General features: G+C 70.1%; 19 protein-coding genes. 11 read left to right on the forward strand and 8 right to left on the reverse strand.

Translation table 11 applies throughout. The features are described from left to right. Positions 1-14 precede the first annotated feature (14 nt). From GB932_RS02790 to GB932_RS02810, 5 genes are all read right to left on the reverse strand, one after another. Positions 15-1,169: an AI-2E family transporter gene (locus GB932_RS02790; RefSeq protein WP_156759193.1), complete on the reverse strand. Its 1,155-nt coding sequence runs from the start codon at positions 1,167-1,169 to the stop codon at positions 15-17. A gap of 118 nt (positions 1,170-1,287) precedes the next feature. Next, positions 1,288-2,904 (reverse strand): alpha-amylase family glycosyl hydrolase, encoded by a 1,617-nt coding sequence (locus tag GB932_RS02795; protein ID WP_197517264.1) that lies wholly within the window; start codon positions 2,902-2,904, stop codon positions 1,288-1,290. A 107-nt stretch (positions 2,905-3,011) separates the two neighbouring features. After that, entirely contained in the window at positions 3,012-3,896 is an 885-nt protein-coding gene (locus GB932_RS02800) for a sugar ABC transporter permease (RefSeq protein WP_156759195.1), read from the reverse strand. Further along, positions 3,896-5,509, reverse strand: a complete 1,614-nt coding sequence (locus GB932_RS02805; protein WP_197517265.1) for an ABC transporter permease subunit — start codon at positions 5,507-5,509, stop codon at positions 3,896-3,898. The genes GB932_RS02800 and GB932_RS02805 overlap by 1 nt, the downstream gene beginning before the upstream one ends. A gap of 103 nt (positions 5,510-5,612) precedes the next feature. Continuing rightward, complete coding sequence (locus GB932_RS02810) at positions 5,613-6,857, reverse strand: sugar ABC transporter substrate-binding protein (protein WP_156759196.1); 1,245 nt, start codon at positions 6,855-6,857, stop codon at positions 5,613-5,615. A gap of 121 nt (positions 6,858-6,978) precedes the next feature. Between GB932_RS02810 and GB932_RS02815 the strand changes: the two genes are divergently transcribed. Next, positions 6,979-8,673, forward strand: a complete 1,695-nt coding sequence (locus GB932_RS02815; RefSeq protein WP_156759197.1) for a glycoside hydrolase family 13 protein — start codon at positions 6,979-6,981, stop codon at positions 8,671-8,673. A 178-nt stretch (positions 8,674-8,851) separates the two neighbouring features. Continuing rightward, a complete protein-coding gene (locus GB932_RS02820; RefSeq protein WP_156759198.1) occupies positions 8,852-9,868 on the forward strand; it encodes a LacI family DNA-binding transcriptional regulator in 1,017 nt (338 codons plus the stop codon). A 79-nt stretch (positions 9,869-9,947) separates the two neighbouring features. On the opposite strand, the gene GB932_RS02825 is transcribed toward GB932_RS02820, so the two are convergent. Then, a complete protein-coding gene (locus tag GB932_RS02825; protein WP_156759199.1) occupies positions 9,948-10,964 on the reverse strand; it encodes a LacI family DNA-binding transcriptional regulator in 1,017 nt (338 codons plus the stop codon). After that, positions 10,964-11,635 carry a rhamnogalacturonan acetylesterase gene (locus GB932_RS02830; RefSeq protein WP_197517266.1) on the reverse strand — a complete coding sequence of 224 codons (672 nt, stop codon included), beginning with the start codon at positions 11,633-11,635 and terminating at the stop codon, positions 10,964-10,966. The genes GB932_RS02825 and GB932_RS02830 overlap by 1 nt, the downstream gene beginning before the upstream one ends. Positions 11,636-11,693: 58 nt before the next feature. Between GB932_RS02830 and GB932_RS02835 the strand changes: the two genes are divergently transcribed. Then, positions 11,694-13,463 (forward strand): ABC transporter ATP-binding protein, encoded by a 1,770-nt coding sequence (locus tag GB932_RS02835; RefSeq protein WP_156759200.1) that lies wholly within the window; start codon positions 11,694-11,696, stop codon positions 13,461-13,463. A 154-nt stretch (positions 13,464-13,617) separates the two neighbouring features. Here GB932_RS02835 and GB932_RS02840 read toward each other — a convergent pair whose 3' ends face one another. Next, the gene (locus tag GB932_RS02840) at positions 13,618-14,046 is read right to left on the reverse strand and encodes a DoxX family protein (protein ID WP_156759201.1); all 429 of its coding nucleotides are present in this window, start codon (positions 14,044-14,046) and stop codon (positions 13,618-13,620) included. A 412-nt stretch (positions 14,047-14,458) separates the two neighbouring features. On the opposite strand from GB932_RS02840, the gene GB932_RS02845 reads away from it, so the two are divergent. The 8 genes from GB932_RS02845 (at position 14,459) to GB932_RS02880 (ending at position 24,246) form a co-directional block, all read left to right on the forward strand. After that, a complete protein-coding gene (locus GB932_RS02845; RefSeq protein WP_156759202.1) occupies positions 14,459-15,583 on the forward strand; it encodes a Gfo/Idh/MocA family protein in 1,125 nt (374 codons plus the stop codon). Then, entirely contained in the window at positions 15,576-16,490 is a 915-nt protein-coding gene (locus GB932_RS02850) for a DUF6807 domain-containing protein (RefSeq protein ID WP_156759203.1), read from the forward strand. The genes GB932_RS02845 and GB932_RS02850 overlap by 8 nt, the downstream gene beginning before the upstream one ends. A 234-nt stretch (positions 16,491-16,724) precedes the next feature. Then, positions 16,725-18,017 carry an ABC transporter substrate-binding protein gene (locus GB932_RS02855; RefSeq protein WP_231915970.1) on the forward strand — a complete coding sequence of 431 codons (1,293 nt, stop codon included), beginning with the start codon at positions 16,725-16,727 and terminating at the stop codon, positions 18,015-18,017. A gap of 166 nt (positions 18,018-18,183) precedes the next feature. Next, positions 18,184-19,482, forward strand: coding sequence for an ABC transporter substrate-binding protein (locus GB932_RS02860; RefSeq protein ID WP_156759204.1), 1,299 nt, complete (start codon positions 18,184-18,186; stop codon positions 19,480-19,482). A 55-nt stretch (positions 19,483-19,537) separates the two neighbouring features. Then, entirely contained in the window at positions 19,538-20,521 is a 984-nt protein-coding gene (locus GB932_RS02865) for a carbohydrate ABC transporter permease (protein ID WP_156759205.1), read from the forward strand. A 47-nt stretch (positions 20,522-20,568) separates the two neighbouring features. Then, positions 20,569-21,408 carry a carbohydrate ABC transporter permease gene (locus GB932_RS02870; RefSeq protein ID WP_231915978.1) on the forward strand — a complete coding sequence of 280 codons (840 nt, stop codon included), beginning with the start codon at positions 20,569-20,571 and terminating at the stop codon, positions 21,406-21,408. Between the two features lie 5 nt (positions 21,409-21,413). After that, positions 21,414-22,058 (forward strand): hypothetical protein, encoded by a 645-nt coding sequence (locus tag GB932_RS02875; RefSeq protein ID WP_197517267.1) that lies wholly within the window; start codon positions 21,414-21,416, stop codon positions 22,056-22,058. Between the two features lie 145 nt (positions 22,059-22,203). Further along, positions 22,204-24,246: a beta-galactosidase gene (locus GB932_RS02880; protein ID WP_231915971.1), complete on the forward strand. Its 2,043-nt coding sequence runs from the start codon at positions 22,204-22,206 to the stop codon at positions 24,244-24,246. Positions 24,247-24,341: the final 95 nt, after the last annotated feature.

The raw sequence follows: 24,341 nt of genomic DNA on the forward strand, positions 1-24,341 counted from the left end.
GAGCGGGGGCGGGGCTACGCCCGATCCTTCTTGCGGGCCCAGCGGGCGGGGGTGCTCTCGCCGTCCCACACCTGGATGATGCCCCAGACCACGGCGGCGAGCGGCACGGCGAGGATCGCGCCGAGGATCCCTGCCAGGACGGTGCCGATCGTCAGGGCGATCAGGATGACGAGGCTGTGCAGCTTCAGCGCCCGCCCCATGAGCACGGGCTGCAGGAAGTTGCCCTCGAGCTGATTCACCCCGACCACGATCGCGACGATGATGATCGCCGCGAGCAGGCCGTTGTCCATGAAGCCGCCGTCGACGAGGCCGACGAGCGCCGCGAGGATCCCGGCGAGCGTCGCACCGACGATCGGGATGAACGCGAGGAGGAACACGAGCAGCGTCAGCGGCAGCGCCAGCGGGATCTGCAGGATGAACAGCCCGATGCCGATGCCGATCGCGTCGGCCGCGGCGACGGCCGCCGTGCCGCGCACGTAGGCGCCGAGCGTGTCGACGCTCTTCGTGCCGACGCGCTGCATGCGCTCATGCCACTCGCCCTGGAAGGGACGCAGCAGGAAGTCCCAGATCAGCGGACCGTCCTTGAGGAAGAAGAACAGCACGACGACCATGAGCACGAGGCCGGTGACGAAGCTCGCGACGGCACTGACCCCCGCGACGGCGCCGCTGCCGAGGCTCGAGCCGAACTGTGCGCTCGTCGCGAAGTCCTGGATCGCGGTCCACCACTCGTCGATCTGCTCCTGATCGGGCGCGTACGGCAGCGTGTTGACCCACGTGATCACCTGCCCGACGCCCTCCTGGGCGCTCGCGTAGAGATCCTCCCACTGCGCGGCGACCGCGCGCACCATCGCCCAGACGATGCCGCCGATCACGCCGACGATCGCGAGCAGCAGGATCACGGTCGCGAGCACGGAGGGCATCCGCGCGCGCATCCACCCCATGACGGGCTCGAACGCGGCCGCGAAGACGATCGCGAGGATCACCGGGATCACGACGACGGTGACCGATCGCATGCCCCAGATGATGCCCGCCGCCAGCACGACGACCGCGATGATCTGGATGGACCGCGTGGCCAGGATGCCGAACCCGTCGCGCCACGCGCCGCGCGCGGGAGGCGCGACGACCGGAGCGGAGACAGGCGGCGCAGAACGACGACGACCGAACACCATGGAGATCCCCCTTCTCGATGTGCTCCTATCCTGCCCGCTGATCCTCCATTTCTGGCACATCTCTGCACGGATTCCGCCGCGGAGATGTGCCAGAGATGAAGGGTTGGGCCGGACGGCCTCACCGCACAAGCGGGAGCGCGCCGATCATCCAGCCGTGCGGCGCGAGTGATTCGCCGTCCCAGCCCTGCGCGTACAGCGGTTCGGCTCGCGCCGGCTCGCCCGCGAACACCAGCGGCGACGTCGACAGGTTCGCCACGACGACGATGCGCTCGGCCTCGCTCTCCCGGATGAAGCCGACGCCGCCGTCCGGCACCGCGTCGAGGAAGGAGGTGGATCCCATCCGCAGCGCCGGGTGGTCGCGGCGCAGGCCGATCAGCGTCCGGTAGTGCGCGAAGAGGTCGTCGTCGAAGGCGGATCCCCGGTCGAGCCGCCAGTCGTCGAACAGCACCTGCCACCCGGTCCACGTGGGTTCGTCGAACTCCTGCCCCATCAGGATGTGCGGCACGCCGTCCATCGCGAGGAGCACCGCAGCCGCGGGCCGATGCGCCTGCCGCCCGATGAGCGACGAGAGGCGAGGCTGCTCCTTGTCCTCCAGCCAGCGCATCCGCAGGGATCCGCGCGGGAAGCTGCTCGTCGACTGGATCCAATAGCGGGCGAAGGCGGCGCCGTCGTCCCGCCCCGCGGCGGCGCGGATCAGCATCTCGCGCGTGCCGCCCTCGTAGGTCAGGTCGCAGGCGGCCAGGTGGTGGAGCTCGTCGTACGCCTGCGAGATGAGCGCGATGTCGGGACGCAGCGCGGACAGGGATCCGCGGATCTCCTCGAGGAAGTCGCGCGGGGTGATGTCGGAGTCGTCGAAGCGCAGGCCGTCGATGTCGAAGCGCTCGATCCAGCCGCGCATGCTGGCGATGAGCGTGCGCCGCAGATCCGGATCCGCGAAGTCGAAGCCGGCGAACTCGTCTCGCCCGGGGACGGCGTAGAACACGCTGCCGTCCGCGCGCCGCGTGTACCAGTGCGGGTGCGTGCGGGTGAAGGGGTGGTCGATGCTGCTGCGATTGAGCGTCCAGTCCAGGATCACGCGCATGCCCCGCGCGTGCGCGGCGTCGACGAGCGCACGGAACGACGCATCGTCGCCGAGCGCCGGGTCGATGGCGTCGAAGTCGCGCACGGCGTACGGATCCCCGAGTGCGCCGCGCCGCCCCACGACGCCGATCGGCTGGACCGGCATGATCCAGATCACGTCGACGCCGAGCTCGCTCAGGTACGGGAGCTCGGCCCGCACGCCGTCGACGTCACCGCCGAAGGCCCGCACCGACAGCTCGTAGATGACGCCGTCGCGCAGCCAGGCGGGGCTGGCCAGCGCGTCGAGCGCGTGCAGCGGGCCGGGTGCGGCGGCGCTCAGATCCGCCGTCCGCACGAACACCTCGCCCGCTTCGTCGACCGTGAGGCAGGAGTTGTTCTGCCCGTCCTCCGAGATCCACGGATTGGCGGGATCCGGGATCCATTCCGTTCCGTCGATGACGAGCTTGTAGAGGTGGCGCCCGCTCGGCACCGGCAGCGTCACCTCCCAGCGCGTGGCGGAGACCCGCTCCAGCGGGCAGGCGTCGCCCACCCAGCTGTTGAAGGTCCCGGCCAGCGCCACGGTGCGGACGCCCGGATCCGCGTCGTAGACGAACCGGACCCCGCCGCGCGCGGCCCGCGGAAGAAGCGCCGGATCGGCGTCGAACCGCACGTCCATGGAGACTCCCTTCAGCGGCGGGGACGCCCGGCAACCCTTCATTTCTGGCACATCTCCGGTGCGGAATCCGTGCAGAGATGTGCCAGAAATGAAGGGTTGGGGATGAGTTACTTCACCGCGCCGGCGGTGAGGCCGCCGACGATGTACTTCTGCAGGAAGAGGAACAGGATGACGACGGGGATCGCTGCCATCACGGCGCCGGCCGAGAACGCGCTCCAGTCGGCGTAGCGCGGGTTCGACACGAGCTTCGTCAGGCCGACCGCGAGGGTCTGCACGTCCGAGTCGATGAGCACGACCGAGGCGACGACGAACTCGTTGACCGAGGTGATGAAGCTCAGCAGCGCGACGACCGCGAGGATCGGCGTGACCAGCGGCAGCACGATCGTGAAGAACACCCGCACATGGCTCGCACCGTCGATGCGAGCCGCCTCGTCGATCGACTGCGGGATCGTGTTGAAGAACCCATACATGAGGTAGGTGTTCACGCCGAGCGCGCCGCCGAGATAGACGAGGATCAGGCCGATGCGGCTGTTGAGGCCGATCGCCGGGAACCACTCGCCGAGCGCGCTCAGCAGGAGGAAGATCGCGACGACCGCGAGCAGCTGCGGGAACATCTGCACGATGACGATCGAGATGAGCCCGACCCGGCGGCCCGCGAAGCGCATGCGCGAGAAGGCATATGCGGCGAGCGCCCCGAGGAACACCGTGAGGATCGCGGTGATCCCCGAGATCACGAGGGTGTTGCCGAACCAGGCGAGGAACGGCGCCTGCGGGTCGTTCAGCATGCGCGCGTAGCTGTCGAAGCCGATCGCGGAGAACAGGGCGTTGGATCCCGTGAGGGTGCCCTGCGGGTTGAGCGAGCTCGAGATGACGAACACGATCGGCAGCATCGCGACGATGAGGACGGCGATCCCGACGACGTGGCGCCAGCCGGTGTCGAAGAACCAGCGTCGGGTTCCGCCCCGACGGCGCGTGGGTGCGGCAGCGGACATCAGTTCAGCTCCTCGAGCGACTTGGTGCGTCGGAAGGCGATCACGGAGATGATCGCGACGATGACGAAGATGATGATCGTGTAGGCGCTCGCGAGGCCGTAGTCGCGGGTCTGGCCCGTGAAGGCGACCTTGTAGACCATTGAGATGAGGATGTCGGTATGCCCGACGGGGATCGGCGCGTTCGAGTCGCGCGGACCGCCGTCCGTGAGCATGTAGACGATGTTGAAGTTGTTGAAGTTGAACGCGAACGACGAGATCAGCAGCGGCGCGATGCTCACGAGCAGCAGCGGCAGCTTGATGAGGCGGAAGACCTCCCAGGGCTTCGCGCCGTCGACGGTCGCGGCCTCCTGCAGCTCTTCGGGGATCGACTGCAGCGCCCCCGTGCAGACGAGGAACATATAGGGGAATCCGAGCCAGATGTTGACGATCAGCACGGACAGCTTCGCCATCCATGGATCCGTCAGCCACGGGATCTCGGCACCGCCGAAGATCACCTGATTCAGGAATCCGAAGCTCTGGTTCATCATGCCCGCCCACACGAGCGCCGACAGGAACGACGGGATCGCGTAGGGCAGGATCAGCAGCGAGCGGTAGATGCGGCGCCCGCGCATGCGCTTGCTGTTGAAGGTGATCGCGAGGAAGAGCCCGATCGCGAAGGTGACGGCGACGGTGATGAGGGCGAACGCGAACGTCCACAGCGTCACGTAGACGAGCGGGCCGGCGAGGCGCTGATCCGTGACGGCCTTCGCGAAGTTCTCGAAGCCGACGGTGACCTTCCAGCCGGGCAGCAGCTCGTCGCCGGCCTCGGAGGTGAAGGCGCCCGTGCCGATGTCGCGGTAGACGACGCCGGAGTCGGTGTCGGTGAGCGAACCGGCCGCCTCGTCGTACTCGATGCTCGAGACGTACTGGTATGCGGCCTGCCCATCGGGCGTGCGCAGCGCGCCGTCGTTGGGATCCTCGGAGAACGGCACCGACAGATCCGTCACCTCGCCCTGCCGCGCGAGCACATCGGCGAACTGCAGCGTCGTCCAGCCGGGCGCCGAGATGGCGGTGTCGCCCTCGAAGACGGCGTCGGGAACGGCCGTGAGCGGATCCTCGGATGTTCCGAGGAGCGCGTTCCCCTCGGGCGACGTCACGAGGAGGCCCAGCTCGCCGCCGGACTCGACGACCGTGACCGGGTAGGCCGGCGAATCCGGGACGCGGGCCTGGGCCGCCGCCATGAGCGCGGAGACGGCCTGGTCCTTGGATCCGTTGTGGCCCGTGCCGTAGTTCGTGAAGCCGACATAGCCGGTGTACAGGAGGACGAAGACCTGGAACAGCGCGAGGAAGAAGACGCCGGGAGCGAGGTACTTCGCGGGCAGCTTGCGGCGAGAGAAGTAGATCCAGTTCACGAGCGCCGCCACGGCGACGACGATCGCGATCATTCCCCACTCTCCGAACGAGAAGAGGACGAGCACCGCGTAGATGGCGATCGCGTCGACGATGCCGAGCAGGATGAGCTTCACGACGAGGGCGCCGAGGCTGCCCCCGGCCTGGTCGGCGATGCCGCGGGCTGTATTCTGGCGCCTCTGGCGCCGGGGGTCGGTGGTGACCCGTTCGGTCTCGGTGATCATGTCTCTCCTCTGCTCCCTCGGCCGCACCGCGAATGGGTCGCCAGAAAGTGCCAGTCGGAATGCTCGCGCACCCGCACTTTCTGGCGACCCATCGATCGGAGTGTCAGCCGATGGCGCCCTGGACGTCGGCGGCGAGCTTCTGCCACCGCTCCGTCGGGTCGGCTCCGTTGATGATCTCGGCCTGGGCGACGCCCCAGAACTCCCACACGGATCCCATCTCGGGGATCGCGGGCATCGGCACGGCATCGGCGCCGACCTCGGCGAATCCGGCGATGATCTCATCGCTCGACGCGGCGTCGGCGGCAGCCGAGAGGGCGGGCAGCACGTTGCCGGTCTCGAACAGCGACAGCTGCGCGTCCTCGGTGCCGAGGAAGTTGACGAGGAAGTCGGTCGCGGCGACCTTGTTCTCCGACTCGGACGAGAGGAAGAAGCCCTTGACGCCGGCGAACGGCGAGGCCACGTCATCGGTCGGGCTGGGGACGGGGTCGATCGCGACGTCGATGCCGGCGTCGACGGCCGTCCCTACGTTCCACGGGCCCGTGAGCCAGAATGCCGCGGTGCCGTCGAGGAACGCCTGCTTGGCGATGTCGCCGTCGATGTCGGTGTTGAACACGCGCGTGCCGTTCTTGCCCTGCTCGGCCAGCCACGCGGCGAACTCCTCGCCGCCGGCATTTCCGATCTGCAGATCGGTCGCATCGTATCCGGCGTCGGTCGTCCCGAAGACGGGTGCGCCGAACGCGGTCTGGAACGGGTACAGGTGGTACGGGTTGCCCTCCGCGCCCTGCTCGACGACGAACGGCTGGTCGAGGCCCGCGGCCTGGCCCGCCTCGATCATGTCGTCGAAGCTCGCGGCCGCCTCGGGGACGAGCTCGGCGTTGCGAAGCACGGCGATGTTCTCGACCGCGTACGGGAGCATGTAGACGTTGCCGTCGTAGGTCGACGCGTCGATCGCGACCTCGAGGTAGTCGCCGGCCGAGTCGCCGAGTTCGAGGGGCGCGACGACGCCGTTGGTCGACAGCTCGCCGAGCCAGTCGTGGGCGCCCATCGCGACGTCGGGGCCCTCGCCCGTCGGCACCTGCTGGATGAAGTCGTCCTTGATGTCGGCGGTGTCCTTGCCGACGAGGTCGATCGCGACACCGGTCTTCTCGGTGTACGCGTCGGCGGCGCCCTGCAGGGCGGCGACGCGCTCGGCATCGACCCACACGGTGAGGGTCGTCGAGGGGCCGTCGCCGCCGTTCGAGGTCTGGTCGTCGGTTCCCGCGTCGTCGCTCCCCGCGCATCCCGCGAGACCGAGGGTCGTCGCGAGGGCGAGGGCCGCGAACGCGCGGCCCGTCTTCTTCACCGTCATCGGTGTGCCCTTTCGTTGTGCCCGGCAGCTCTGCCAGGTTGCAAGCGTTTCCAGTAGGCGCGAGAGGACCCCGGCATCAAGATGCACGTCGGGTGGATCCCCTCGCGAAAATCAAGCATGCATGACGAAGACACGGATTGCAAGCGTTTCCAATTTCGTTGCCCCTCCGTTACGCTTGTCCGTTATGAACAGCCAATGGTGGCGCTCCGCCGTGATCTACCAGATCTATCCGCGCTCGTTCGCCGATGCCTCGGGAGACGGCGTCGGCGACCTCGAGGGCATCACCGCCCGCCTCACGTCGCTCCGCGACCTCGGCGTCGACGTCGTCTGGCTCTCGCCGTTCATGACCTCTCCGCAGAAGGACGCCGGCTACGACGTCACCGACTACTGCGACGTCGATCCCCTGTTCGGCACGCTCGCGGACTTCGACGCGATGCTCGCCCGCGCGCACGAGCTCGGCATCCGCGTCATCGTCGACCTCGTCCCCAACCACTCCTCGGACCAGCATGTGTGGTTCCAGGAGGCGCTCGCGTCTGTGCCCGGCAGCCGCGAGCGCGGCCGCTACATGTTCCGCGAAGGCCGGGGCGAGGACGGATCCCTGCCGCCGAACAACTGGCAGTCGATCTTCGGCGGGCCCGCGTGGACGCGCGTCACCGAGAAGGACGGCGCCCCCGGCGAGTGGTACCTGCATCTGTTCGACAGCTCGCAGCCCGACTTCGACTGGTCCAACGAGGAGGTCCGCGAGGAGTTCCGGCGCGTTCTGCGTTTCTGGCTCGACCGGGGCGTCGACGGCTTCCGCGTCGACGTCGCACACGGCCTCGTCAAGCAGGAGGGTCTGCCCGACTACACGCCGCCGGAGGACGCCGACTCCATGGGCGGCGTCGAACCCGTGCCCTACTGGGGCCAGGAGGGCGTGCACGACGTCTACCGCGACTGGCGGAAGCTGCTCGAGACCTACGATGGCGACCGCGTGCTCTGCGCCGAGGCCTGGCTGCCGACGGTCGACGAGATCGCCCAGTGGGTGCGCCCCGACGAGATGCACCAGGCGTTCAACTTCGAGTACCTGATGAGCGACTGGGATCCGGCTGTGCTGCGCACCGTCATCACCGAGTCTCTGCGCGCCTTCCACGCCGTCGGCGCACCCTCGACGTGGGTGCTGTCGAACCACGACGTGATCCGGCACGCGACGCGCCTCTCGCTCGCCGCCGACTTCCCGCAGGGACACGGCATCGGGCCGAGGTCGCCCGGCCGCCCCGATCAGGGCGAGGGCCTGCACCGCGCCCGCGCGGCGACGGCCGTCATGCTCGCCCTGCCCGGATCCGCATATCTCTATCAGGGCGAGGAGCTGGGGCTTCCCGAGGCGATCGACCTGCCCGACGAGGCGCGGCAGGATCCCACCTGGTTCCGCCTGAAGGGCGAACGCTACGGCCGCGACGGCTGCCGCGTGCCGATCCCCTGGGAGTCCGACCGCCCCGCGTTCGGCTTCAGCGAGACGGGGGCGTCGTGGTTGCCGCAGCCCGATGACTGGGCGGCGTTCGCGCGCGATCAGCAGAGCGGGCTCGCGGGCTCGACGCTCGAGCTCTACCGCGAGCTCCTCCGTCTGCGTCGCGACCTCGGCGTCGCGACGAGCGAGCTCAAGTGGATCGACCCGATGCCCGACGATGCGCTCGCGTTCCGCGTCGGCGAGGTGAGCGTCGTCGCCAACTTCGGCGCGGATCCCCTCGCCCTGCCGGACGGCGCCGAGGTGCTCGTCGCGAGCGGCGCGCTCGACGACGGCCGGGTCCCGTACGACACGACCGTCTGGGCGCGCATGTGAGCCGGACCGTGATGCTCGGCGATTCCGGCGCCCCTCCCCGCGCCGCTTCCAGCACAACACAGTCCATCCGCGATGTGCGACCGGCCGAGGCCGCGCCAGGACGCCGATCCGCTCGCCGCCGGCTGCCGAATCGACTGCGTTGTGTTGGGGGCACACCGAGGCGAGATGAGATGATGCGATCGTGAACATCGCCGAGGTCGCCCGGGCCGCCGGCGTATCGAACGCCACCGTCTCGCGCGCCCTGTCGGGCCGGGGATCCGTCTCCCCCGTCACCCGCGAGCGCGTGATCGCGGCGGCGAACGAGCTGGGATACGTCGTCTCGCAGGCCGCGTCGACCCTCGCGAGCGGGCGCAACCGCAACGTCGGGCTCGTGCTGCCGTTCCTCGACAAGTGGTTCTTCACGCAGGTGCTCGCGGGCGCACAGGAGCGCCTCATGCGCGCCGGCTACGACGTGACGCTGTACAACCTCGAGGGAGACGGCTTCGAGCGGCGGGAGGTGTTCGAGAACTTCCTGCTGCGCCGCCGCGTCGACGCAGTCATCGCGGTCTCGCTCGAGCTGACCGAGACCGAGGTCGCCCACCTGCACGCGCTCGGCAAGCCCCTCGTCGGCGTCGGCGGACCGATCGACGGGGTGCACACGCTCGCCGTCGACGATGTGCGCGCGGCGCGCCTCGCGACGGAGCACCTGCTGGGTCTCGGCCACACCCGCATCGCGCACATCGGCGGCGACACGGCGTACGACGTCGACTTCCACCTGCCGACGAAGCGGCGCCACGGCTACGAGGAGGCCCTGTCGGCGGCGGGGATCCCCGCGGATCCGTCCCTCGTCGTCGGCGCCGATTTCACCGTCCCCGGTGGCTATCGCGCCGCGAAGCAGCTGCTCGGCGCGCCCGCCGACACGCGCCCGACCGCCGTCTTCGCGGCGTCGGACGAGATGGCGTTCGGCGCGATCCTCGCGGCCCGCGACCTCGGGCTCGTCGTGCCGCAGGACGTGTCTGTCGTCGGCATCGACGATCACGATATGGCGGAGTTCTTCGGCCTCACGACCATCGCGCACTTCCCGCGCCGGCAGGGCGCGCTCGCTGTGGACGTGCTCATGGCCGAGCTCGAGCCGGGCAGCGTCGCGCCATCCGAGACGTCGATGCCGTTCGAGCTCGTCGTGCGCGCGTCGACCGCGCGCCCGCGGCCCGAGTAGGCGACTCATCTCCCCAGGTCTTCGCGGAGTCCGCAGCGAATCGCAGCGGACTCGACGAAGAGCTGTGGACGTGCGGGGCTCAGCCGACCGTCGAGGCGCGGACCGTCAGCTCGGGCGCGAAGACCACCGTCGCGCGCGGGGCGCGCGGGGCGCGGATCCGCCCCAGCAGCAGCTCGACCGCCCGCCGCCCCATCGCCGCGGCCGGCTGCCGCACCGACGTGAGCGGCACGGCCGCGACCGCCGCGAGCTGCGTGTCGTCGTAGCCGACGACCGCGATGTCCTCCGGCACGCGCACGCCGCCGTCGAGCAGCGCCCGCACGAGCCCCATCGCGAGGTGGTCGTTCGAGCAGATGATCGCATCGGGGCGGTCAGCCGGATCCGCCGCGGCGAGCCGCGCGCCGTACTCGAGGCCGGACGCAGGATCCGTACGAGGCAGCCGCTCGGCGGGAAGGTCCATCCCGGCCGCGGCGAGCGCGTCGCGCGCGCCCAGCCGCCGATCCCGCACCTGCGCGAGCTCGTCGCGCGCGCCGAGGAACAGCACGCGTCGGCGCCCCGTGGCGAGCAGATGCTCGGCGGCGAGGCGTCCGCCCGCGACGTTGTCGAACGACGCCGAGGTCAGCTCGCCGGCGTCGTCCATCGCGTCGACGAGCACGACGGGGATCCCGCGCCCGCGGAGTCGGTTCACGGGCGTGTGGGTGTCGCTGAACGGCGCGACGAGGGCTCCCTCGACCTGCACGCTCTCGAAGAGTCCGAGGTGGTCGCGCTCCTGCGCCGCGTCGTCGTCGCTGTTCGCGGCGAGCACGCGCATGCCCGCCTCGGACGCGGCGTCTTCGGCGCCCGCGATGAGCGCGCCGAAGAACGGGTTCGAGATGTTGATGACCGTCATGCCGATGAGGCCGCTGCGTCCCTGCCGGAGCTGGCGGGCGGCGGGCATCGGCGCATAGCCGAGCGTGTCGACCGACGCCCGCACACGCTGCAGCAGCCGGTCGCTGACCTGCTCCGGCCGGTTGAGCGCATTCGAGACCGACGCGATCGACACGCCGGCGTGCTCGGCGACGTCGCGGATCCCGATCCTCTTGAGGGTGGGCGCGTCCATCAGTGCACCAGTTGGCTTCCCCGCGGCTGCCCGTCGCCGTCGAGGCGCGCGATCGCGCGCAGCTGGCGCCCCACGTACGCCGCGATGCGCCGCGCGCCGCGCTCGTGGAAGTGGGTGTCGTCGGCGAGGCCCTCGGTCCAGTGCGGATGCTCGCCCGGCGCGAAGTGGCTGAGCAGGGCGACGGATCCGTCGGGCCCGGCGTCCTCGTAGAGCCAGGTCGTGAAGGCCGTGAGGTCGATGAGCGGCGCTCCGAGCTCGACCGCGAGGTCGCGGACCGCGTTGGGGTAGTCGCCGTGGGTCGGTGTGACGCGGGATCCGTCGAACCAGCGCCGCTCGCATGACGTGCACAGCACGGCCGTCGCGCCGCGCTCGCGCGCCTCGGCGACCATGCGGCGGAGGCGATCCGTGTATCCACCGCGGGCGTCGAGCAGCGCGGGATCCTTCTGGTCGTTGTGCCCGAACTGGATCACGACCGTGTCGCCTGCCTCGACGCCGCCGATCAGCTCGGACCACGACGTGGCGAGGAATGACTCGGTCGTCGCGCCGCCGAAGGCGAGGTTGCGCACGGGCGCATCGACGTGGGGCGCGAGGTGCGGCCCCCACCCGGACATGGGGTGCTCCTCGGGCGGGCACGCCGCGACCGTCGAGTCGCCGGCCAGGTGGTACGTCATCGTCTCCCTCTCATCGTCGAGCCGCCGCATCGCATGTCCACACGGCATGATGGACATCATGCCTCAGCAAGCGCTTTCCCGCACGCGACTCGTCGTCGACGGGCAGAGGCCGGTGCGGACGATCCTCCGCCTGCTGGCACGCCGACCCGGCCGAATGGCCGTCGCCCTCGGCGCGTTCGCCCTCAAGGAGATCCCCATGTGGGCGCTGCCGGTCGTCACGGCGGCGATCGTCGACATCGTCTCGCTCGGCGGCGAGGTCTCGGCGATCTGGTGGTGGTTCGCCCTCGCATCGGCCCTGCTGCTGCAGAACTACCCCCACCACCTGCTGTACACGCGGATGTTCATGCGCGTCGTGCGCGACACCGGAGCGAACCTCCGCGGCGCTCTCGCGGAGCGCCTCCAGGGCCTGTCGATCGGGTTCCACTCGCGCACGAGCGCGTCGATCGTGCAGACGAAGGTCGTCCGCGACGTCGAGAACATCGAGATCATGCTGCAGCAGATCGGGCAGCCGCTGCTGTCGGCGATCATGGTGCTCATCGGCGCGCTCGCGATGACGGCGATCAAGGTGCCCGAGTTCCTGCCCGTCTACCTGCTCGCGGTGCCGCTCGCCCTCGGGATCCGCTGGTTCTCCGCACGCCGATCGCGCGTGCACAACGAGCGCTTCCGCCGCGAGGTCGAGGGCTTCGCGGCCCGCGTCGGCGAGATGGCGACGCTCATCCCCATCACCCGCGCGCACGGCCTCGAGCGGACTGCAGTGACCCGCGTCGAGTCGAGCGCCGATGAGGTGCGGCGCATCGGCCTCGTCCTCGACATGCTCAACGGGCGCATCGCCTCGATGTCGTGGGTGGCGATGCAGCTGCTCGGCGCCTTCTGCCTCGTGCTCGCGGCCACCTTCGCCCTCACGGGGATCCTGCCGATCTCGCCCGGCGAGGTCGTCATGCTCTCGGCGTACTTCGCCCTGCTCACCCAGGGCCTCACACAGATCCTCATGCTCATCCCCGTCGCGACGCGCGGCGTCGAATCGGTGCGGTCGATCGCCGAGGTGCTCGAGGAGCCCGACCTCGAGGAGAACGACGGGCGCGACAACGTCGACGGCGTGACGGGAGCGATCGCCCTCGAGCGCGTGTCGCACGTGTACCCCGACGCGGACGCCCCCGCCCTGCGGGAGGTGTCGCTCGAGATCGCGCCCGGCGAGACCGTCGCGTTCGTCGGGTCCAGCGGATCCGGCAAGTCGACGATGCTCAACCTCGTGCTCGGCTTCATCCGCCCCACCTCGGGGCGGCTGCTCATCGACGGCCGCGACGCGAACGAGCTCGACCTCCGGTCGGTGCGCCGCCACGTGTCGGTCGTGCCGCAGGAGTCGGTGCTGTTCGAGGGATCCATCCGCGACAACGTCGCCTACGGCCTCGAGGACGTGCCCGACGACCGGATCCGCGAGGCCCTCGTCGACGCCAACGCATGGGAGTTCGTCTCGCAGCTCCCCGACGGGTGGGACGCCGTCGTCGGCGAGCGAGGCGCGCGCCTGTCGGGCGGCCAACGCCAGCGGATCGCGATCGCGCGCGCCCTCGTGCGGGACCCGCGGATCCTGCTGCTCGACGAGGCGACGAGCGCGCTGGATCCGTCGTCGGAGGCGCTCGTCAAGGAGGCGCTCGAGCGGCTCATGCGCGGGCGCACGACGCTCGTCGTCGCGCACCGGCTCTCGACGATCCGCAGCGCCGATCGCATCGTCGTGCTCGAGCGCGGGCGCATCGTCGAGCAGGGGCCGCACGACGAGCTCGTCGCGCGCCGCGGCCGCTACGCCGAGCTCCACCGCACGCAGGCGGTGTAGGCGCACGGCACCCTGCCTGCTGCGGGACGCGATCGCGGGCGGCCGCCGCGTTCCCGAGTGCGGATCCGCCCTACAGGCGCGACGGCCGGGCATGTACGCACTCGGGAGCGCGGGGGCGCCGCCGCGCGGAGCTGGCGCGCCGAGGCGCGGCCCGCTACCGGCGCCGGCGGGACGCGATCGCGCCGTCGATGCTGTAGGCGCCGCTTCCCGTGAGGGAGAGTGCGAGGCCGGCGGCGCCGAGGAGCGCGGCGAGCTCCCATCCGCCATCGGCGACGAAGACGCCGAAGGGCGCGTGCACGAGGGCGATCGCGCCGATCATGTCTGCGGCGAGGAGGATGCCGACGACGCGCTGGGCGAGGCCGAGCACGAGCATCAGTCCGCCGATGAGCTCGATCGCGATGACGACGACGGCCGCGACGTCGGGGAGCGGGACGCCCATGGATCCGAGCCAGCCGGCGGTGCCGTCGACGCCGTTCGTGAGGATCTTCTGCAGGCCGTGGGCGAACGCGATCCCTCCGACGACGATGCGGAGGACGACGAGGCCGATGTCGTTGAGGGCGCGGGAGGTCTTCTGCGACGGCATTCGGGGAGCCTTTCTGAGGGGGCGTCGGCGGATGCCGCCACCGAATCGCCGGCGCGGCGCCTCCGAGCGTACGGGAGCGCCGCGCCGCACAGGATGCACCAAGAATGCGCACAGGATCCGCGCAGGGTGCAGACGCTCGCGCACCGCGGGTGCCTGCGCCTGCGCCTGCGCCTGCGCCTGCGCCAACACAATGCAGTCGATCTGACGGCGGGCGGGCGAGAACCCGGTTCCTCGCGCGGATTCGGCCCAGATCGACTGCGTCGTGCTGCCAGAGGACGCCGGAGGCTGTCGACTCGCGGGCGCTCCGGCAGGTGGCCGGGGTCAGCACGATGCGCATCCCACTGGCACCCTCCCCGCGTCGCCGCATACACTGTCGGCAAGCGCTTTCCCACTCGCGCAGCAGAGGAGCCTCATGCCCATTCGCGTCGCCGTCGTCGGAACCGGAGCCATCGCCCGGGTGCAGCACCTGCCGAGCCTCGCGGCGCTCGGAGACCTCGTCGAGGTCGTCGCCGTCACCGACCTCAGCGAGGAGTCCGCCCGCGCCCTCGCGGAGGAGTTCGGGGTTCCCGCGGTCTACCCCGACATCCACGCGCTGCTCGCCGCCGAGAAGCCCGACCTCGTCACGCTCGCGACGCCGCCCATCGCGCACAAGGAGGCCGCCATCGCCGCCCTCGACGCGGGTGCGTGGGTGCTGTCGGAGAAGCCGCCGACGCTCTCCCTCGCCGACTACGACGAGATCGCGTCGCACGAGGGCGAGAGCGGCCCGTACGCGTCGTACGTCTTCCAGCACCGCTTCGGCTCCGCCGCCGTGCGCCTGCGCCAGCTCATCGCGACCGGCGCCCTCGGCCGCCCGCTCGTCGCGCGCTGCGACACGCTCTGGTACCGGGATCCGTCGTACTTCGCCGTGCCGTGGCGCGGAAAGTGGGAGACGGAGGGCGGTGGCCCGACGATGGGCCACGGGATCCACCAGGTCGACATGCTGATGTCGCTGCTCGGCGAGTGGACCGACGTCTCAGCCGTCATGTCGACGCTCGCGCGCGAGACCGACACCGAGGACGTGTCGATGGCGAGCGTGCGCTTCGCGTCGGGCGCGATGTGCTCCATCACGAACAGCCTCCTCTCGCCGCGCGAGACGAGCCAGGTGCGCATCGACTTCGAGCGCGCGACCGTCGAGGTCGAGCACCTCTACGGGTATGACAACGCGCACTGGACGTGGACGCCCGCCCCCGGCGTCCCCTCCGACGAGGCCGCATCGTGGGCGCCGACGGAGAACGTGTCGAGCGGATCCCATGCGCCGCAGTTCGCCCACGTGATCGACTGCATGCGGCATGGCGAGCGCCCGATCGCGAGCGGCGACGACGGCAGGCGGATCATGGAGCTCGCGGCCGGCATGTACAAGTCGGCGCTCACGGGGCGCTCGGTCGCGCGCGACGAGCTCGCCCCCGGGGATCCGTTCTACGCATCGATGGCGGGATCCGCCCCCGCCGACGCGACCGCGAGGATCCACGCCGGGACGATCCGGTCGGCCCGTGGCTGACTTCGAGGTCTCCGAGGGTCGATCAGCGCTCACGGTCACGGCGGCCGGCACGGAGATCGCGCGCTACGTGTTCGACGACGACACGCCCGCATTCGAGGGGCCGAAGCCGTTCCTGCACCCGCTGCGCACGCTGTCGGGGGCACCCCTGACGGGCTATCGGCCGTGGGACCACCGTTGGCACAAGGGCCTGCAGATGACCCTCACCGACGTATCGGGCCAGAACTTCTGGGGCGGCAACACGTACGTGCGCGGCGCGGGATACCTCCCGCTCGACAACGTCGGCCGGATCCGCCACGAACGTTTCAATCGGCTCGTGGGCGGCCCCTCGGCGACAATCGACGAGGAGCTCACCTGGATCACGCAGGCGGGCGAGGAGTGGCTGTCGGAGCGCCGCACGCACCGCTTCCACGGCCTCGATGCCACACACGGGCTGTGGAGCCTCGACCTGCGCACGACGCTCACCTCGATCGCAGGCCGCGAGCTCGTGCTCGGCAGCCCGACGACGAACGGGCGCGAGAACGCCGGCTATTCCGGCATGTTCCTCCGCCTCGCGCGCTCGTTCGCGGGCGGATCCGTCACGACGCCCGACCATGCGGGGCTGGCGGGCGCCGATGCCGACGCCGTCATGGGATCCGACGCGCCGTGGCTCGCGTTCTCGGGGCAGCACGACGAGGTCGACGGCGGCGCGACGATCCTCGCGTACGCCGGGACCTCGACCGGGGATCCCGCGATCCGCTGGTTCGTGCGCTCGGAGCCGACGCCCGTGCTCGCCCCGTCGCCGACGTTCGCCGAGACGGTCGCGCTCGCCCCCGGGTCCTCGCTCGCCCTCGCGCACCGCTTCGTCGTGATCGACCGGGTCTGCGCGCCGGACGAGATCGCGGAGCTCGCGTCCGAGCTCGCCCCCTGACGCCCCCGTCAATACACCTTCGATACACAACGACGCCAATTCTGTACCGGCATCGGCCCGGACCTGCGGAATCCTGCGGGCACCGGTCGACCCGGACACAGAATTGGCGTCGTTGTGCAGGTGGCCCGGCAAGATCGGCCCTTGTGAAACGTTTCGGAGTGCCCTAGCGTGTGCAGGGAAGCGCTTTCCCGCCCAGGATCGCGCTCGCATCGCCCGCAAAGGAGCACGAGGAGCATGAACGCAATGAAGCCACACCTCAGGCGCACCGCCTCGATCGCCGCCGGAATCGGCGTCGCCTCGATCGCCCTCGCCGGCTGCTCAGCCGGCGGCGGAGGCGGCGACTACGAGCCCGGCGACGAGGTCGAGCTCACCTTCACCTGGTGGGGCAACGACGACCGTGCGCAGCGCTACCAATCGCTGATCGACGCCTTCAACGAGGACCACCCGAACATCACGGTGAACGGCTCATTCTCGGACTTCCCCTCGTACTGGGAGAAGCGCCAGACCGAGGCCGCGGGCGGCGGGCTGCCCGATGTGTGGCAGTTCTCGGACACGTACCTGCGCCAGTACGCGCAGAACGGCCTGCTCGCCGACCTCGGCGAGTACGGCGAGTACGTCGACACCGACGCGATCGACGAGGGCCTGCTCGGCACCGGGCAGCTCGAGGGCGCGCAGTACTCCCTGCCGATCGGATACAGCACCTGGTCGGTCTTCCTCAACGACGACATCCTCGCCGAGCACGGCATCGACCCCTACGAGGGCGGCACGAGCTACGAGGAGTACTCGGAGTGGATGGCGGGCGTCACCGATGCCACGGGCGGCGACGTCTACGGCGGCACCGACTACACGCAGCGCATCCAGAACTTCGAGATGGTGCTGCGCGCCGAGGGCGGCAACCTCTTCACCGAGGACGGAGAGCTGGGCTTCACGGAGGAGGAGCTCGCCGAGTTCTGGGAGTCCGGCGCGGCCGACCGCGAGAGCGTCGTCGTCTCGCAGCAGGCACTCGAGGAGATCAGCCCCGTGTCGGGCTTCGGCGCGAACCTCACGGCGAGCGAGGCGAGCTGGAGCAACTTCATCGCCTCCTACCTCGGCGATTCCGGTGCCGAGAGCATCTCGATCGTCGCGCCCCCGACGGCGTCGGAGGGGTCTCAGGACCTCTACCGCCAGGCCGGCCTGCAGATGGCGGTCTCGGAATCGAGCGACCACCCCGAGGCCGCGGCGATCTTCCTCGACTTCGTCGTGAACAGCCCCGAGGCGGGCGAGATCTTCGGCACGTCGGTCGGCTTCCCCGCATCTGAGACGAAGCTCGCGGGCACGACCCTCGAGGGCCCGGACCAGCAGGTCGCCGACTTCCTCGCCTCTGTCGAGGACCGCATCGGCGACGCGCCCCCCGCGCCCGTCGTGGGATACGGATCCCTTGAGCAGGAGTTCTGGGATCTCGGCAAGGAGCTCGGGCTCGGCACGACAACGGTCGACGACGCCGTCGCGCTGTTATTCAGCGAGGCCGACGTCATCCTCCAGGACTGACGCAGCTGGCCCCGCGTCACGGTTCGACAACGACGCGGGGCCGGTATCGCCTTCCCCCTTGTGAATCGTTTCGGAAACGACGTACCATACTCGGCAAGCGCTTTCCCTGGCGCCGCCCGGCCTTCGCAGATCCGGGTTCGAACGAAGACGTTCTGAGAGGACACCGATGTTCCGCAAGACCACATTCCTCGCCGCGGCGGCCGTCACGGTCGCCGGCGGCCTCGTGCTGACCAGCTGCTCGGGGGGATCCGATGGCGGATCCGACGGCTACGACCCCGACGAGGAGATCACCCTCGACTTCGCGTTCTGGGGCAACGATGTGCGGGCCGCACTGTACAACGAGATGTTCGACCGGTTCTCCGACGAGCACCCGAACATCACCATCAACAGCTCGTTCCTCGACTTCCCCGGCTTCTGGGAGAAGCGTCAGACCGAGGCAGCCGGCGGCGGCCTTCCCGACGTCATGCAGTTCGACTACTCGTACCTGCGCCAGTACGCCGAGAACGGCCTCCTGCTCGACCTGTCGCCGCATGTGGGCGAGGAGATCAGCGACGAGTCGCTGTCGGAGGAGATCCTCGCGATCGGCCAGCTCGACGGCGCCAACTACGGCATCACGACGTCGACCAACGCGTGGGGGCTGTTCAGCAATCCGAAGCTGCTCGACGCTGTCGGTGTGGACGATTTCGCGGGCGGCACGTACGACGAGTACACGCAGTGGATCATCGATGCCACCGAGACGGCCCAGGCAGGCGGGCACGACGTCTGGGGCGCGAGCGACTGGACCGGCCGCATCCAGCTCTTCGAGCTGCAGCAGCGGGCGCAGGGCGAGGACCTCTTCACCGAGGAGGGCGAACCGAACTTCACCGAGGACGACCTGCGGGCCTTCTGGGAGCAGGGATCCGAACTGCGCGAGGGCGCGTCGTTCCCGGCGAGCAAGGCGGAGGAGTCGTATCCGCTGGGCGGCTTCGACACGGCCCAGGTGCTCAGCGAGGGCACGTGGGACAACTTCGGCGCCGGCTACCTCGGCAACCTCGGCGAGGATTACACCGAGCTGACGCTGCAGGCGCCGCCCGTCCTCGAGGACGGCGCGCAGGACCTCTACCTCAAGCCGTCGATGCTGCACTCGGTCGCCGCGACGACCGACCACCCCGAGGCCGCCGCGATGCTCGTGGACTTCCTCGTCAACTCGCCCGACTCGGGTGAGGTCTTCGGCACCAACCGCGGCCTGCCCGCCTCGACGACCGCCCTCGAGGCCGCAGAGCTCGACGAGCTCTCGCAGCAGGTCAGGGACTACGAAGCGTCGATCGCCGACCGCCTCGGCGACGCGCCGCCGATCCCGGTCGTCGGCTACGGCAACCTCGAAGAGGAGTTCCGCCAGCTCGGCATCGAGCTCGGCTACGGCACCATCAGCGTCGACGACGCCGTCGACCGCTTCTTCACCGAGATGGACGCCGCCCTCAGCTAACGCCCCCGGAGGGCGGGGCCTCGCGCCCCGCCCTCCCCCCACCGATCGGGAGATCATGAGCACGACTGAGACGAGAAGAGTCGTCACCGCCGGATCCGGCGGCAGGCGGCCCAACGGGACGCGCCCCGCGGCCTCGCCCGCGCTGCGGAAGAAGCACCTCCGGGAGACCCTCACCGGATACACGTTCCTGCTGCCCTGGCTGGTCGGCTTCTTCGGCCTCACGCTCGGGCCGATGGCGTACTCCCTGTACCTGTCGTTCACGTCGTACAACCTCTTCTCCGCGCCCGAATGGGTGGGCCTGGCGAACTATGTGCGGCTGTTCACCGACGACCCGAAGTTCATCCAGTCGGCGATGATCACGCTCGTCTACGTGTTCGTCGGCACGCCGATCAAGCTGGCCGCGGCGCTCGCGATCGCGCTGCTGCTGAACTACCGCGACCGCGGGGCGGCGTTCTTCCGGTCGGCGTTCTACGCTCCATCGCTCGTCGGCGCGTCCGTGTCCGTCGCCATCGTGTGGCGCGCCATGTTCAACACCGACGGCCCCGTCGACACCACCCTGTCGCTGTTCGGCATCAACCTCGGCGGCTGGATCGGCAACGTCAGCCTCGTCGTCCCGATGATGATCCTGCTCGCCGTCTGGCAGTTCGGCGCGACCATGGTGATCTTCCTGGCCGGCCTCAAGCAGGTGCCGAAAGAACTCTACGAGGCTGCCGAGATGGACGGTGCCGGAGCACTGCGCCGCTTCAAGGCTGTCACGCTGCCGATGCTCTCGCCCGTGATCTTCTTCAACCTTCTCATCGAGCTGATCGGCGCGTTCCAGGTGTTCGCGTCGGCGTACATCATCTCGAACGGCACCGGCGGCCCCGCGGGCATGACGAACTTCCTCACCCTCTACCTCTACGAGCGCGGCTTCTCGAACTCACAGATGGGCTACGCCTCGGCGATCGCGTGGGTCATCATGATCGCGGTCGCGATCATCGCCCTGATCCTGTTCCGCACCCAGAAGTCCTGGGTCCACTACTCGGGAGATGACCGATGACCTCCACCGCCATCGTCACCACCGGCAGCGCACAGCCGCGCAAGAAGATGACGCGCCGCGGCTGGCAGACCGTGATCTGGTTCATCGCCCTGCTGACCATCACCGCGGTCGTGATCTATCCGCTGGTATGGCTGCTGCTGTCGACCTTCAAGCCCAACGCCGAGTTCGGCCAGAACCAGGGCCTGATCCCGTGGGAGCCGACGCTCGCGAACTACGGCACCGTGTCGGAGGGCATCGGCGGCGTGCCGATGTGGCGGTTCTTCGCGAACTCGACGATCCTCGCCGTCTCGGCCGTCATCGGCACCGTGCTGTCGTCCTCGCTCGCCGCCTACGCGTTCGCGCGCGTCAAGTTCAAGGGCCTCGGGATCTTCTTCGCGGCGATGATCGGCACGCTCCTGCTGCCGGTGCACGTCGTGATCATCCCGCAGTACATCTGGTTCAACAAGCTCGGCTTCGTCGACACGTTCGTGCCGTTGATCCTGCCGAAGTTCCTCGCGACCGAAGCGTTCTTCGTGTTCCTCATGGTGCAGTTCATCCGCAACCTGCCGCGCGACATGGATGAGGCCGCGCGCATCGACGGCGCCGGCCACGCCCGCATCTTCTGGTCGATCATCCTCCCGCTGATCAAGCCGGCCCTCATCACGAGCGCGATCTTCACGTTCATCTGGACCTGGAACGACTTCCTCGCCCCGCTGCTGTATCTCAACAGCCCGGAGAACTATCCGCTGCCGATCGCGTTGAAGCTCTACAACGACCAGACGTCGACGAGCGACTATGGCGCGACCGTCACCGCGTCGTTCCTCGCGATGATCCCGGTGCTGCTGTTCTTCATCGTGTTCCAGCGGTTCCTCGTCAACGGCGTCGCCACACAGGGTCTGAAGGGCTGACGATCATGGGCAGGGTGGAACGCGCCGCGCGCCGCGCGGCGGCATCGGGATCCGGTCCGACGCACGACGCGCCGGCCCGCAATCCCGGCGCGATGGGCGCGTTCGCCCTGTTCGGCGAGGCCCTCCTCGTGGGGATCCTCGTCGCCGTCGCCGGCGTCTTCGTCGTGACCCTGCCCGCCGCGCTGGTGGCCGGGATCCGTCACCTGCGCCGCTATGTGCACGGCGATGGCTCCCCGCTCGAGGCGTTCTGGCGCGACCTCGTGCGCGCCCTGCCGACGGGCCTGCTCGTCGGCGTCGCGGTCGCGATCCTCGCCGGCGCGCTCGCGCTCGACATCGCGCTCGCGGGATCCGGCGCGCTGCCCGGCGGATCCGCCATCTCGGCGGCCGGATGGGTCGTCGCGGGCCTCGCGGGCGGCGCGCTGCTGCTCGCGTGCGGCGCGTGGGATCCGGCGGCCGGCTGGTCCGGCGCCGTCCGCGCGATCCCGGGAGCCGTCTCAGCGGATCCCGTCGGCGCGATCTACCACGTGATCGCGGCGGCCTTCGTCGGCCTCGCGGCGTGGATGCTCATCCCGCTGGCGGTCCCGGCGCTCGGATGCGCCGCGCTCGCGGCGGTCGCCATCCCGGCCCGCGCCCGCCGCCGAAACGGATAGCCACGACACGCCCTGCCTGCGCGCGGGCGTAGGGCGTGTCGCGGCTACCGCGTGGATCGCCCCCCATGACTTGCCACGACACGCACGATATCCCCACGCCGGCAGGGCGTGTCGTGGCCACCGAATGCTGTCCGAAGGAGAACGCGTGCTGTACGGAGCCGACTACAACCCCGACCAGTGGCCAGAGGACATCTGGCCCGAGGACGTCGCCCTCATGCGCGAGGCCGGCGTCACGACCGTGAGCCTCGGGATCTTCTCGTGGTCGCGCCTCCAGCCCTCCCCCGATACGTGGGACTTCGCCTGGCTCGACCGCATCATCGATCTGCTGCATGCCGGCGGGATCGGCGTGAACCTCGCCACCGCGACCGCCTCCGCGCCGCCGTGGATGACGACCGCGCACCCCGACATCCTCGCCGCGGATGAGAGCGGATCCCCGTACTGGCACGGATCCCGCCAGCACCATTCCCCCGCCTCGCCCACGTGGCGCCGCCTCGCCGCCGAGCTCGTACGCCGCCTCGCCGAGCGCTACGGCGACCACCCGGGCGTCGTCATGTGGCACGTCGACAACGAGCTCGGCTGCCACCTGAACGAGGATTTCTCCGACGCCGCGCGTGATGCGTTCCGCGTCTGGCTCGAGAAGCGCTACGGATCCGTCGACGCCCTCAACGACGCCTGGGGCACCGCGTTCTGGTCACAGCGATACGGATCCCTCGACGAGGTGTTCCCGCCGAGGAACGCCCCCTTCATCCGCAACCCCTCGCAGGTGCTCGACTACAAGCGCTTCATGTCCGACACGTGGCTCGACGTCTTCCTCGACCAGAAGCGGATCATCCGCGCGGCGGGTGCGCCGCAGCCCGTCTCGACGAACATGATGGGCGCGTTCCCGCCCGCCGACTACGCCTCGTGGGCGCCGCACATCGACGTCATCACCGACGACTGCTACCCCGATCCCCTGGATCCGCAGCGCCGGTTCACAACCGCGTTCCAGCGCGACCTCGTGCGCTCACTCAAGCGCGGTCAGCCGTGGATCCTCATGGAGCAGGCGACCGACGCCGTCAACTGGCGTCCGTCGAACCCGTCGAAGATGCCCGGTCAGCTCGCCGCCGAGACCGCCCAGTCGATCGGCCGCGGCGCCGACGGGATCATGTTCTTCCAGTGGCGGCAGTCGCGCGCGGGCGCCGAGAAGTTCCACTCCGCGATGGTGCCGCAGGCCGGCACGCGCACCCGCACGTGGCAGGAGGCCGTCGCGCTCGGCGAGCGGCTCGCGGAGCTGCCCGAGCTGCCGTCGCCCGGCGACGACGCCCCCGTCGCGCTCGTGTTCGACTGGGAGAACTGGTGGGCCGTCGAGGGCGAGGGGCACCCGACGCGCCTCGACTATCTGCAGCTCGTGCGCGACTGGCACGCGGCGCTCGTGTGCCGCGGCATCATGGTCGACCTCGTGCCGCCCGAGCGGGTCGACTCCCGCTATCGCCTCGCGATCGCGCCGTTCCTGTACCTGCTGCGCGACGCCGGCGCCGCGGCGCTGACGTCGTTCGTCGAGGGCGGCGGCGTGCTCGCCGCCGGCCCCTTCACCGACATCGTCGACGAGAACGACCGGTTCCGCGATGGCGGGTTCCTCACGCAGCTCGGCCCGGCGCTCGGTGTGGCGTTCGAGGACTTCCGTCCCCTCGTCCCGCCGGCGCGCGACGTCGTCGCCGAGCGCGCGGGCGAGGAGGGATCCGCGGGGGCGGGATCCGATCAGGTCGCCGCGCCGATCGGCGGTGTGGGCGCCTCAGCCGCGTTCGACGGGCGGCTCCGCGGATCCGGGACGTTCGTCGCCGAAGCCGTCTGGGCCGACGACGCCGAGGAGGTCGCGACGTTCGCATCGGGGCCATCCGAGGGACGCCCCGCGGTCACGCGGCGCGCGCACGGATCCGGATCCGCCTGGTACCTCGCGACGATGCCCGACGCCGAGGCGATCGACGGCGTTCTCGAGGCGCTGCTCGACGACGCGGGCGTCGCCGGCGAGCTCGACGACGTCCCCGCGGGCGTCGAGGTCGCCCGCCGCGGCGAGCTGCTGACGGTCATCAACCACGGCACCGAGCCGGTGGAGGTCACGGCCCCGGGCACGCTGCTCGGCACGGGCGAGGCCTTCGGCACCCGCGCGCTCGCCCCGCAGGAGTTCGCCTTCCTCCGCGCCCCACGCTGATCCAGGATCCGGCCACGCCGTCTGCGACGCGGCGCGCTGAGACAAGGCGATCTCGCCGAGATCCGCGATCTGATGCGGAACCCGCCTTGTCTCCG

The sequence above is a fragment of the Microbacterium karelineae genome (assembly GCF_009745985.1).
GTDB classification, from domain to species: Bacteria; Actinomycetota; Actinomycetes; order Actinomycetales; family Microbacteriaceae; genus Microbacterium; species Microbacterium karelineae.